The 12,105-nt window shown below is 62.1% G+C and carries 11 protein-coding genes; 5 read left to right on the forward strand and 6 right to left on the reverse strand.

What is annotated here, in order from left to right:
* Positions 1–94: 94 nt before the first annotated feature.
* From KTJ77_RS09585 to KTJ77_RS09605, 5 genes are all read right to left on the reverse strand, one after another.
* Entirely contained in the window at positions 95–826 is a 732-nt protein-coding gene (locus KTJ77_RS09585) for a VIT1/CCC1 transporter family protein (protein WP_217338164.1), read from the reverse strand.
* A 99-nt stretch (positions 827–925) separates the two neighbouring features.
* Positions 926–1,990 carry an aspartate-semialdehyde dehydrogenase gene (locus tag KTJ77_RS09590; RefSeq protein ID WP_217338165.1) on the reverse strand — a complete coding sequence of 355 codons (1,065 nt, stop codon included), beginning with the start codon at positions 1,988–1,990 and terminating at the stop codon, positions 926–928.
* A gap of 163 nt (positions 1,991–2,153) precedes the next feature.
* A complete protein-coding gene (locus KTJ77_RS09595; protein ID WP_217338166.1) occupies positions 2,154–3,236 on the reverse strand; it encodes an ABC transporter permease in 1,083 nt (360 codons plus the stop codon).
* A 41-nt stretch (positions 3,237–3,277) separates the two neighbouring features.
* Positions 3,278–4,783, reverse strand: coding sequence for a sugar ABC transporter ATP-binding protein (locus KTJ77_RS09600; RefSeq protein ID WP_217338167.1), 1,506 nt, complete (start codon positions 4,781–4,783; stop codon positions 3,278–3,280).
* Between the two features lies 1 nt (position 4,784).
* Complete coding sequence (locus KTJ77_RS09605) at positions 4,785–5,909, reverse strand: substrate-binding domain-containing protein (protein ID WP_217338168.1); 1,125 nt, start codon at positions 5,907–5,909, stop codon at positions 4,785–4,787.
* Positions 5,910–6,149: 240 nt separating this feature from the next.
* Between KTJ77_RS09605 and KTJ77_RS09610 the strand changes: the two genes are divergently transcribed.
* The 5 genes from KTJ77_RS09610 to KTJ77_RS13715 all read left to right on the forward strand — a co-directional run bounded on the left by KTJ77_RS09610 (position 6,150) and on the right by KTJ77_RS13715 (position 11,113).
* On the forward strand, positions 6,150–7,055 hold the full coding sequence (locus KTJ77_RS09610; protein WP_217338169.1) for an SDR family NAD(P)-dependent oxidoreductase: 906 nt from the start codon (positions 6,150–6,152) through the stop codon (positions 7,053–7,055).
* 120 nt (positions 7,056–7,175) lie between these two features.
* Entirely contained in the window at positions 7,176–8,198 is a 1,023-nt protein-coding gene (locus KTJ77_RS09615) for a VOC family protein (RefSeq protein ID WP_217338170.1), read from the forward strand.
* A 77-nt stretch (positions 8,199–8,275) separates the two neighbouring features.
* On the forward strand, positions 8,276–8,950 hold the full coding sequence (locus KTJ77_RS09620; protein WP_217338171.1) for a TetR/AcrR family transcriptional regulator: 675 nt from the start codon (positions 8,276–8,278) through the stop codon (positions 8,948–8,950).
* Between the two features lie 86 nt (positions 8,951–9,036).
* Positions 9,037–9,891 carry an alpha/beta fold hydrolase gene (locus KTJ77_RS09625; RefSeq protein WP_217338172.1) on the forward strand — a complete coding sequence of 285 codons (855 nt, stop codon included), beginning with the start codon at positions 9,037–9,039 and terminating at the stop codon, positions 9,889–9,891.
* A gap of 31 nt (positions 9,892–9,922) precedes the next feature.
* Positions 9,923–11,113 (forward strand): hypothetical protein, encoded by a 1,191-nt coding sequence (locus KTJ77_RS13715; RefSeq protein WP_217338173.1) that lies wholly within the window; start codon positions 9,923–9,925, stop codon positions 11,111–11,113.
* A 72-nt stretch (positions 11,114–11,185) separates the two neighbouring features.
* On the opposite strand, the gene KTJ77_RS09635 is transcribed toward KTJ77_RS13715, so the two are convergent.
* Positions 11,186–12,013, reverse strand: coding sequence for an IclR family transcriptional regulator (locus KTJ77_RS09635; RefSeq protein WP_217338174.1), 828 nt, complete (start codon positions 12,011–12,013; stop codon positions 11,186–11,188).
* Between the last annotated feature and the right edge of the window lie 92 nt (positions 12,014–12,105).

Here is a 12,105-nt window from a genome sequence, read left to right on the forward strand (position 1 = left end):
CACCCTTGCCCGTAGGCGGGTTCTTGGCCTCGTCAATTGATCCGATACGAAAGAAGTCCCCTTCTTTCGGCAGTAATTTTGATTCCGTTGCCTGCTAATTATTTCGGTTGACATCAATTTGCGGCACGAACTGGTCAATCGCCTCAAGAAGCAAACCCGCACTAAAGGCAACAACCGCCACAAAGAGCCCGGTAAGCAACGATCGGGCAATCGCGCGGCCCGCCGTTCCTGAGCCCGAAGCCCACGCGACGACGCCGCTCATGGTGAGGCAAATCACGACCACGCTGATGGACGCCACCGCGCGCACGTCTTCGGAGACGAGCAGCACCGTGACTGTCAGCGGAAGCGCGCCTGATATGAAGCCAAGCACCGTGAGGAACCCTCCCCACCAGGGCTGCCACGCAGGCGGCGGTGGGTCAAGGAGGCCGAGGTCGGTTTCGAGATGGGCGGCTAGCGCGTTGCGCTGGGTGAGTTGGGTTGCCACTTGCTTTGCCAACGGGGCATCCAAACCAAGGTTGCTGTAATGCTCTTCAAGGTCGCTGAACTCTTCCTCAGGCGACCGCGCCAACAGCACCTGCTGGCGTTCAACGGCCCGACGCTGGTGCCCGCGTTCCTGCGCAAGCTCAGCAAAGGTTCCGGCAGCCAACGACAGCGCCCCGGTGATGAGCACGATGGCTGCGGCAAAGCTGACCGTCGTCATGTCGGCGCCTGCGCCCATAAATCCCTGAATTGCGCCGGTGGTCGTCATGACGCCGTCGTTGGCGTCGAGCGCCCAGCGGCGGCCAGTGGAACCGTCGATGATGTCGCGGCGAGACCGAATGAACATGACGCCATCATGCCCAACCCGCGCGGTTTAGGGAACTTCGGCGAGACGACAATCGCGCCGAGCCCGCAGGCCCGACGCGATTGTCATGTGAATGGGAGCTTATGAAGCCAAGCGCTTGGCGACGACCTCGGCGATCTGCACGGCGTTCAGCGCGGCACCCTTGCGGAGGTTGTCGTTCGAAATGAACAGCACGAGACCCTTGTTTTCCGGCGCCGACTGATCGGCACGGATACGACCGACGTAGCTCGGGTCGTTGCCAGCCGCCTGCAGCGGAGTCGGAACCTCTTCGAGCGCGACGCCGGGAGCCTTAGCGAGAATCTCGCGGGCGCGGTCGGGCGTGATGTCGTCGGCAAATTCGGCGTGGATCGACAGCGAGTGGCCGGTGAAAACCGGAACGCGCACGCACGTGCCTGCGACGCGGAGGTCGGGCAGGCCAAGGATCCGGCGGCTTTCGTTGCGCAGCTTTTTCTCTTCGTCGGTCTCGCCCTGGCCATCGTCAACAATGCTGCCCGCGAGCGGAATCACATCAAACGCGATGGGTGCGACGTACTTCTCCGGCTGCGGAAAGTCAACGGCTGCGCCGTCGTGCACGAGGTCAAGCACATTGCCCTGGGCCAGCACGCCTTCGACCTGGCCCAGGAGCTCCTGAGCGCCAGCAAGACCCGAACCGCTCACCGCCTGGTACGTCGAGACGATGAGACGCTCAAGGCCGGCAGCTTCGTGCAGCGGCTTGATGACGGGCATCGCTGCCATCGTGGTGCAGTTGGGGTTGGCGATGATGCCCTTGGGCGGGTTGACGGTCGCTTCCGGGTTTACTTCGCTGACGACGAGCGGGACGTCCGGGTCCATGCGCCAAGCGCTGGAGTTGTCAATGACAACGGCGCCGGCTTCGGCAAAACGGGGGGCGTGCGCGCGCGAGCCCGTCGCTCCGGCCGAGAACAGGGCAATCTCAATGCCCGTGGGGTCGGCGGTCGCGACATCTTCAACGATGATCGACTGGCCACCGAACTCAATGGCCTTACCTGCGGAGCGTGCCGTCGAAAACAGTCGCAGCTCACGAATTGGGAAGGCGCGCTCCTGGAGAATTTCGCGCATCACGGTGCCGACCTGACCGGTCGCGCCAACGATGGCAACGGAATATCCAGATTCAGAAATACGCGTCATATCGAGTCCTTCGATGTAAGAAGTGGACGCGCCAGAGCCGACGCGTTGCCACGTTCGGCGATCGTTGCCGTTGGCTGATCTTACAACCGTCCTCTGAGTACCCCGCGCCATATGACGCCCGAGGCCGCCACTCCGGTATCTGATGTGGCGGCCTCGGGACTGGCTACCGTTCTACCGGAACCATATCTGGCGCGGATTGCTCAGCCTGCGGTTCCGGGGCGGGAGGCCTACTGCCAGACACCACCGATGGTTGTGCACCCTCACGCTTCTTGCGCACTTTCGCGGGCTTTGCCTTGCGCTGGATGACGGTGATTCCCACGGCGACGATCAGGACGACACCCTGGAAGACTTGCGGGGCCCACTGGCCGACGCCGGTCAGCAAGAGTCCGTACGACCCGGTCTGCAGCATGAGCACGGCCACGACCGTTCCCCACGAGTTGAAGCGACCGCCGCGGAACTGTGTCGCCCCTAGGAACGCGGCGCTGAAGGCCGGCATCATGTAGGCGTTTCCTGCCATCGGGTCAGCTGCTTGGATGCGACCGAGCAGGATGATGCCTGCGAACGAGGCGAGGATCGCGGAGACGAGGATCGCGCCGAGCTTGAGGCGGTCGACGTTGATGCCCGCCAACCGTGCAGCCTCCGGGCCGAAACCAGCGGCGTACATGCGACGGCCGGTTGCGGTGCGCTCCAACACGAAGCCGAGGACGATCATGATGATGAGCATGTAGTAGACGGGCAGCGGAATGCCGAGGAGACTCCCGGTCGAGATCTTGCTGAACTCGCCAGCGATGCCCACCGTCAGAATCTTGTTGTTCGCAACACCGACGGTGATCGCCGAGATGATCGCGCCGGTGGCGAGCGTTGCGATGAAGGAGTCGATGCGGAGCTTCAAAATGACGAAGGCGTTGAGCAACCCCATGAGCGCACCGCCACACAGTGTCAGCACGATAACGAAGGGGATGGGCAGGTCTGTGTTGCCAAGGAGCCAACCGGCCGTCACCAGCGAGAAGCCCATCACCGCGCCGATGGAGAGGTCAAAGACGCCGACCGCGAGCGGCATGATCACCGCCATCGCGATCATCGCGGTGACCGTGCTCTGGTTAAGAATGCCCAGCGGGGTGCTGCTGCGTAAGAAGGTGTATGGGATCCACAGGCTGAAGATCAGGATCAGCAGGAGCCACACATAGACCGCACCAATGTTGCGCGGAGCGAGGGTTTTGAAGAAGTTTCGGTTGTTCTCAGTCACGAGAGCGTCCTCTTTTCTGGAGTGCTTGTAGAGAGCGGCGGCTAGCTGTCTGGCGACATCGCCACGATGAGCCGGTGCTCTGAAATCTCGGATCCGTGCAGTTGTTCACTCACCTGGCCGTCGACCAGCACGAGCACGCGGTCGCACAGTCGGGTGAGGTCTTCGAGGTCGGAGGACGCAACAAGCACCGGCGTGCCAGTCGCGGCAACATCACGCACCTGTTCGTACATGGCTTTTCGTGCGCCAATGTCGACGCCACTCGTGGGGTCATCCATGACGAGCAGGCGCGGCCCAACATTGAGCCATTTGCCGAAGATGACCTTCTGCCTGTTACCGCCAGAGAGCGCGGCATAGTCGCGGCTGGGCACGCGTGGCCGAATATCAAGGCGCTCCATCCAGAGGTCAACACGCTGCTTTTCAGCTGCTTTGTTGATCACACCGAATCGGGTGAGCCCGTCGATATCGCCCATCGTCAGGTTCTCGGCAATACTCATGCCGCGAACAGCGGCCCCGGGCTCACGGTTGGCGAGCACGAGCGCAATGCCCGCTCGAATCGCCGCCGCCGGCGTCAGTGATTCAAGTTGTTCTCCGTCAATCACGACGGTTTCTGCCCGCCCGTTGGCATCTCCGTAGAGAGCGGAGGCAACAGTCTCTCGGCCAGACCCGTCAAGGCCGGCCACTCCGACGATCTCGCCAGGTGCCAGTTCAACGTCGAACTGTCGAAGCGTCGTTGAGCTCAATCCCGAAATCGACACGCGTGCCGGTTGCCCCGTGGGTGCGGGGCGACGCTCGTCGTCAGCAGCAATCTCCTCGCCGACGATGAGAGCAGCAAGCCCGGCACGATCAAGTCCGGCTGTGGTCGTGCTGGCAACAACGCGACCATCCCGCAACGCGGTGATGCCTGTGCAGAGTTGGGTGACCTCATCGAGGCGGTGCGAAACATACATCACGGCAACTCCGCGAGCTGCCACTTCTCGCACAATCTCAAAGAGACGTTCCACGTCATCGACGGGCAACGCCGCGGTCGGCTCGTCCAGCACCAGCAGCCGGGCGGGGCCGAGCTCCGAATCGTCGAGGCATCGCGCTACCGCGAGCGCCGTGCGTTCCACCGCGCTCAGGGTAGAAACCGGTGCGTCCAGATCGATCGTGACGCCAACACGCGCCAGGGATTCGGTCGCGATCTTGCGCAGCGGCGCCCAGTCGATACCAAACGTGCCGCGCGGGAATCCGCTCGTGAGGCCAAAGTTCTCAATGGCGCTGAACGCCTCGATGAGTCCGAGGTCCTGGTGTACAAAACGCAGACCGCTGTGCCGTGAGTCTTCGGGGCTACCGAGCTTGAGCGGGGAGCCTGCGACGAACACCTCTCCCCCATGATCAGGGTGGTGAAAGCCCGACAGAATCTTGATCAGGGTCGATTTGCCCGACCCGTTTTCTCCCACGAGTGCGTGGACCTCGCCCGCCGCTATCGTCAGCGAGGCATCTTGCAACGCACGAGCGTCACCAAAGGTTTTCGATACGCCACGGAGGGCGAGGGCCACATCAGTCATGTCAGACGCCCCACAGTGCCTTGAACTGGTCGGCGAAGTCAACGACCGAGGGGAACGTCTCGTCGCGCGATGGCAGGGTATCCTTCGTCACGATCCAGGCCGGGTATGTGTGCGCAACGGAAGGGGCGATATCTTCCCCGTTGAACATGCGCAACAAAGTATCGACGTGACGCCAAGCGAACTCGTACCCTGACGGGGTATCAATCGCCGCCAAATAGTCGCCGTCTGCGAGGTATCCCATTGCCGCCGCGCCGTAGCCGACGGTGACGAACCGTACGTTTTCTCCGACACCGCTCGCGCGCAGTGCGTCAGGCACACCGACCATCATGTCGGCCCAGGCGAGGTTGACCCAGTTCACGTCCGGGTGCGACTGCAGGTACGTCACGATACGAGAGGACAGGTCACCGCCAAGTGCATCCACGGGCAGATCAACAACATCCGCCGTGCAGGATTCACAATTCTCAGAGATGGTGTCGGTGAAGGCGGCCGTGCCTATGGGGGTGACGTCCATTGCGCTGACCATGAAGGTGACGGCATTCGTCCCTGCACCAGACTGGCTCATCACGAAGTTTGCGAGACGCTCGCCAGCGGCCGCGAACTCTGCGGGCCCGAAGTGGTTAACCGGCACCGACTCGGTGGGCTCCTGCGAACTGTTCATGTCGAGCACCGGAATGCCGCGCGCGGCAAGCGTTGCCGCTTCGTCAGCCCACACGGCCCGAGCGCTACCTGAGGTAATGACGGCATCAGGATTGTCGAGCACTGCCTGACCCCACGCCGCCTTCGTATCTTCCGGGGTGAGACCCGAGTCGATGCGGGTGAGCGTCCAGCCCACCGCATCGATCGACGCCTCGATCGTGTTGCCAAGGTCTTGACATGCGGGCAGCGCGCACTGCATGAAGTAGATTTCCTTGTCAGCCGGCACGTCACCCGCGATGGGTTCGTCGATACCGATGCTGGTGGGACGCAGCAGAACGTCTTTCACCTTAGCTGCGGCAGCGGTGGCGACTTTGTCGGTTGCCGGGGCCGCGTCGTCGCCTCCGCCCGCGGAACCATCCGCGGAGCAGGCAGTCAAAGCAAGGGTTGCGACGGCCAGCGTCGCGCCAAGGACAGCAAGTTTGCGATGCATAAATTGGACCTCTCTGTTCATCGTTGAAAGCGAGTGCATGGGTGCTGGTGTCAGGCGAGGGGTACAGAATCCTCGTCCGGGATGCCTGATGCCAGCGGAAGCGACCATAGGAGCGCCGCTAGCGCGCCCGCCATCGAATGTCCCGCCAGCCGAAACATTTGCCATGGCGAAGCATCTTCCAGCCCTTAGATGACTCGAAACGCCGTCAACGAAGCGGCGTCTCACTATGAAGGGAACATTATGACTACTCAAAGACGAGTTGTTCTCGTTACAGGCGCGTCCCGCGGCGCAGGACGCGGTATCGCGGTGGGTCTCGCACCCGATTCTGTCGTCTATATCACGGGCAGAACCTCCAGCCCTTCCCACGAAGATCAGTGGCTACCAGGATCGTTAGCCGAAACTGCTGGCGAGATCGAAGCTGCAGGTGGCGTGGCGGTGCCTGTTGCGTGTGATCACGGAGATGATGATCAGGTCGCAGCTCTGTTTGAGCAGATCACCCGCGATCACGGCCGTCTCGACATTCTTGTGAACAATGCGATCGCGCTCCCTCGCGAGCTGCCGGGGCCGCGCGGGTTCTGGGAAATGCCGCTCGACGATGAAGTACGGTTACTCAACGTGGGACTGCGCTCACACTACGTGTCGAGCTACCACGCGGCAAAGCTTATGGTGCCCCAGGGCAGCGGCCTCATCGTTAACACGTCATCACCCGGGGCACGCACTCACCTTCCAGGCGTACACACGCCGCCATATGGTGCAGGCAAGGCCGGTTCTGACAAGCTCATCCACGACATGGCGTGCGAACTCGAACCACATGGTGTTGCGGCCGTCGGGATCTGGATGGGTCTGCTGCTCACAGAGCGCGTTCTCGCTAACCCCGACTGGGTACGCGACGACGGAGTATTTCCCGGAATGGAGTCACCATGGTTCATCGGCCGTGTTATCGACGCTCTCTCTCGTGATGAAAAACTTGCGGCGCGTAGCGGTGGCATTTTCTATAGCAGCGAACTGGCTGCGGCTTACGGCGTGACAGAGGCAGATGGAACCACTCCACCGTCATATCGCGCATGGTTGGGAGCGCCTTCCTCGTTCACCGACGTATATCCGACATATGCCGAGTTTGTTGCCTCGGAAGCCGCCGTCTCATGATGCACCATCCTCGCATCCGGGCATCCTTTCCGAGGGGCGGAACACCCGATTTTTCCTCTGCGCACTGTGTGGTGGGCTATCCGCATCTGACAGAGACGTTAGGTTCCAGAGGAGAAAACTTTGAGTAAGTACGACTACAACCCGGGCCCCACCATCTCGCATGCCGCTGGAATCAACATCGGCACGCCTGATCTCGAGAAATCGCTGTGGTTTTTCCGCGATCTGCTCGGCATGGAGGTCACCGCCCAAACTGAGAACGTCGCGTACCTGCGGGGATACCAGGAGCACGTTCACCACTCCCTCACGCTGACGCGCCAGGCAAACTCGGCCGTGAACAGCCTGAGCTTCCGCGTCGGTCGACGAGAAGACGTGGAACTTTTTCACGACCGCATTCAGAAGTCGGAAACCGACGTTCTGGAACTTCCGTCAGGAAGCGAAGCGGGCCGCGGCGAAGCGATTCGCTTCCTGATCCCTGGTTCCAACCACCCTGTCGAGCTCTACTACGACATCGACCGCACCGCTGGTGACCCCGACCTGAAGTCACAGCTGCTTGGCAACTCGACGCGTCGCCGCGGTCTCGGAGTCCAGCGCATCGACCACCTGAACGTTTCGACAACGCCAAGCACGATCGGAACCGCTGAGCGTTGGATGCGCGAAGAGCTCGGCATGAAGCGTCGCGAGTACGCGGCAGCGGAACCGGGAACGGACGATCTGTGGGTGTCATGGTTGTCGGTGAACTCGCGTCTGCACGACATTGCTATCGCAGCCAACGAGCAGGAAGGGGATGCCCGGTTCCACCACGTCGCTTTCCACCTCGCGAACTACCACGATGTCCTCACCGCCGCCGATGTGCTGCGCGACAACGGCATCCAGATTGACGCTGGCCCCGGCGTGCACGGCGTCGGCCAGGCGATGTACCTCTACGTGCGCGACCCCGGTTCGGGCCACCGCATCGAGCTGTACTCCGGCGGATACCCGTTCTTCGAGCCGGACTGGGAGGCGACGTACTGGGGAATCGCCGAAATGGGTGCAGGCATGACCTGGGTGGCAGACCTCCCGAACATGGACCCTGCCACCAGCACCTACGTGACCACGACGGCAATGTCGGGTCTCGAGTTCAACCGAGCTGGCGGCCAGGCTTAACAGAACAATCCGAGCGTGTCGCGGCGGGGGCTCTCCCCCTTCGCGGCACGCTCGGTGCGTGTAGGCTCACTCACGATATGAATCAGCCCGCTGTGATCTCCGCGCGACCGGGGAAAAAGGCACCCCACGAGCCCCGCCGGCCAGGTGAACACCGCCAGAGCGCCGAAGTTCGCGAACGCATTTTGGACGCGACGCTCGAGGTTGCGCGTGAAAGCGGTTACCGCGGCCTCACGATCGCTCGCGTTTCGGCGGCGTCTGGCTATCCTTCCGGCAGCGTCTACTGGCATTTCGAGAACAAAGATGGCCTCTTGCGGGCCGCTCTCGACATCAGCTTCGAGCGTCAGGATGACGCGTTCCAGACGTTCGCGCCACGCGAGGGCGAGACCGCGCACGAGTATGTTGATCGATCGTTCGACAACATTCGTGGTTCCCAAGAGCCGTGGGAGTTCTGGCGCATCGGCGTCACGCTCATTAGTGACGAAATGGCCCCCGAAAAGCTGACGTTGCAGCGCTTCCGCGAGATCCGCGTCGAAGCGCGTGCCATGTATGCGCGGTGGTGGGCAGCCGTGCTTCCGCGCACCACTGGTTCCGTCCCCGGCCACACGCCAGAAGACTTCGCCGACCTCATGCTCGTCATCCACGATGGATTCGACGTTTCGCTTGCTTCTGGCGACTCCAGCGGTCGCCAAATTGACGTGTTCGCTGCCGCGTTTCACGCGATGGTCGACGTCGTCGAACGCGCCGCTACATGACACGTTCCGCCTGAGGGAACACCCCCGCGCACACCCCGAGTGATGTGTCTAGATTCTGTGATCAAGACCACGCAAGGAGGCGGATCATGGCGGAAACTCCGCAGACGCCGTTCACGTTTGAGAACACCGCTCGTTTTGTGCAGACGCCCGGATTTCGGTTGCACTATCACGACGCCGGATCGGGAGATGTTGTTCTCTTCCTCCACGGAAGCGGCCCAGGTGCAACCGGCTGGAGCAACTTCCGTCTGAATATTGAGGCGATCGCAAAAACCCACCGCGTCCTGCTGCTCGATCAGCCAGGCTGGGGTGAGTCCGGCGCCTTTGAGAGTGCCCCGGGCGGACACCTGCAGGCGATCACTGAGTTTCTCGACACGCTCGGTATCGAGCGCGTCTCGCTCGTTGGCAACTCGATGGGCGGCATCAACGCCATCGAGTTCACGATGACGCACCCCGAACGCGTAGACAAGCTCATCACGATGGGGGCGCCGGACATGTCGCACCCCAACGTGTTCTCTCCCGGCGGCTTCTCGCTCGGGCTCCAGGCCGTCTATCACGGCTACGTTGAGCGCACCCCTGCCGTCTACCGTCGCCTCGTCGATGTGATGACCTTTGGTGACGCTTTCCTCGACGATGACCTCATCGCGGAGCGACTGCAGTCCGCTCTCAACCACGAAGAGCACCTCGACGCGTTCTTGAAGCGTGGTTCCGCCCCTCGCATTGGACCGGAGTGGACCCAGGCGACGGTCGCGGCAATCACGCAGCCGACGCTGCTGATTCATGGTCGTGACGATCAGGTGGTTCCGTACGAGGCGACCCTGCGCCTGCTCACTATGATCCCCAACTCTCGTGCGCTGCTTTTCAACCAGTGCGGCCACTGGGCCCAGCTGGAAAAGGCTGACGAATTCAACCGGGTCGTATCTGGCTTCCTCCGCGAAGCCTGACCCACCCCTGCACCGAACTGAAAGGAACAACGTGGTTCACTCACTGACGGCCGAAGAAGAAACTCTGGTCCCGATCACTGACATCGTGGAAGAGCTCGCCGCTGATGCGATTGCCTGCGACGAAGCCAACCAGCTCACCGCAAAGAGCGTCGCGCTGCTGAAGTCCACGGGCGTGACCCGCATGATGCAGCCACGCGACCGTGGCGGCCTTGAGACACACCCTTCCGACTACTGCGCCGCGCTCATCGAGATCGCATCACATGCGCCCAGCGCCGGCTGGGTTGCCGGCGTTGTCGGCGTACACCCGTGGCAGTTTGCGTGGCTTTCGCCTCGGCTTCAAGAAGAAGTATGGGGCGAAGACCCGAACACCTGGATCGCGTCACCGTACGCGCCGACCGGAACCGCACGTCGTGTTGACGGCGGATACATCTTTAACGGTCGCTGGCAGTTCTCCAGCGGCGCTGACAACTGCCAGTGGGACGTGCTCGCCGGTATTGAGGTTGACGATGAGGGCAAGCCGATTCCAGGCGCTGTGCGTCACTTCGTCCTTCCCCGCGCCGACTACACGATTGTTCCGGATTCCTGGGATGTCGCGGGTCTTCGTGGAACCGGTTCGAAGGACGTCATCGTCAAGGACGCGTTTGTGCCTGACTACCGCAGCGCATCGGCCGAAGAGGTCTTCGGCGGCGGTCTCTCGCGTATCAACCGTCCGGGCAACCCGCTGTACGCACTGCCGTTCAACGTGATGTTCCCCGCCGCAGTGAGCTCGGCGACGATCGGTATCGCAAAGGGCCTCGTTGATCGCTACCGCGAGTACACCGCATCGCGCGTTGACATTCTCGGCGTGAAGGCCGTGGAACACCCGTTCCGCATGGCGGCGCTCGGCGCCGCGACGGCCGACATTGAGGCTTCGGTGTTGCAGGTCACGGAAGATCTCCGTCGCCTCTACCAGCACGCGGCAGATGGCGGCGTCATTACTCCGGAAATGCACTACGCAGCGCGCCGCAACCAGGTGCGTTCCGTGCGCCGTGCGTACGAGGCTGCGCTCATGGTGTTCCGTCACGCAGGCGGGACCGCAAACCGACTCGACAACCCGATCCAGCGGTTCCACCGCGACCTGGCAATCGCCATGGGTCACGCTGCAAACCAGGATGACCTCGTCTACCAGGCGGAGGCGATGTACTCGCTCGGCGCTCCCATTCCGCCGGGAACCTACATCTAACCCGCAAACGAAGAACGGGCCGCTCGAACGTATCGAGCGGCCCGTTCTCTGTGTTCGGCACGGGGAGGCCGGCTATCGGGTGGCCGTCGCTGCGGCCTTTCGCAACTGCATCTGGTCAAGGTGAGCAACGGTGAGCGCGCGCGACGCGGCACGGGCTGCCTTGTGCACGCTTTGGGCCAGGTTTTCCGTTCCTGCCACACCGGCATCCCACGACAACGAGATCGCGGCAACGGCCTTACCGTCGAGTCCCGGAACGGGTGCGGCGACACAGCGGATAGTGCTGACCGTCTCACCTCGATCAATCGCGTGGCCGTCAAGACGGATGCGCGACAGCTCCTGCGACAATTCGCGCTGATTCGAGACCGTTGCTGGCGTCCATTTCACGAACTCAACGTCCTGCAGACGCCGGAGCGCAGGCGCATTGAACGCCAGCATCGCCTTACCGACCGCGGTGGAGTATGCCGGGGCACGTCCGCCGATGCGCACAGGCGAGCGTGACGAGCGCGTGTCCTGCAGCTTGTTGAGGTACACCACGTCGGAACCATCAAGCACGGCAAGGTGCGTCGTGAAGCCCGTCGACGCGTAAAGTTCAGCAATGTGTGGCGTCAGGAGCTCCCGGATCCAGTCGTGTTGCATGCGCCGAGGTGAGGCCTGCATTTGCGTGAAAAGCGCGCCGCGACGATAGAGCTTGCCGACGCGTGCGATTGCGCCGCCGGACTCCATCGACCCCAAAATGCGGTGCGCCGTCGATTTGCTGAGCTGTGCGCGACGAGCGAGTTCGGAGACGCCGAGCCCATCGTGCGCATCATCGCCAAATGCTCGAAGGAGGTCTAACGCCTTGCCAATCGAGGTGCGGCTGTCCGCGTCCAACGCGTCTGCCGATTGCAGTACAGCTTCCATAGTGCGTACTCCTTGAGATCTATCACCATTGATAATTCTTGATCGCACGTTCTAGAACGTTCAATCATTGTACTGACGAGTGACAGAAAGGA

This window comes from Microbacterium sp. NC79, from assembly GCF_019061125.1.
Lineage (GTDB): Bacteria > Actinomycetota > Actinomycetes > Actinomycetales > Microbacteriaceae > Microbacterium.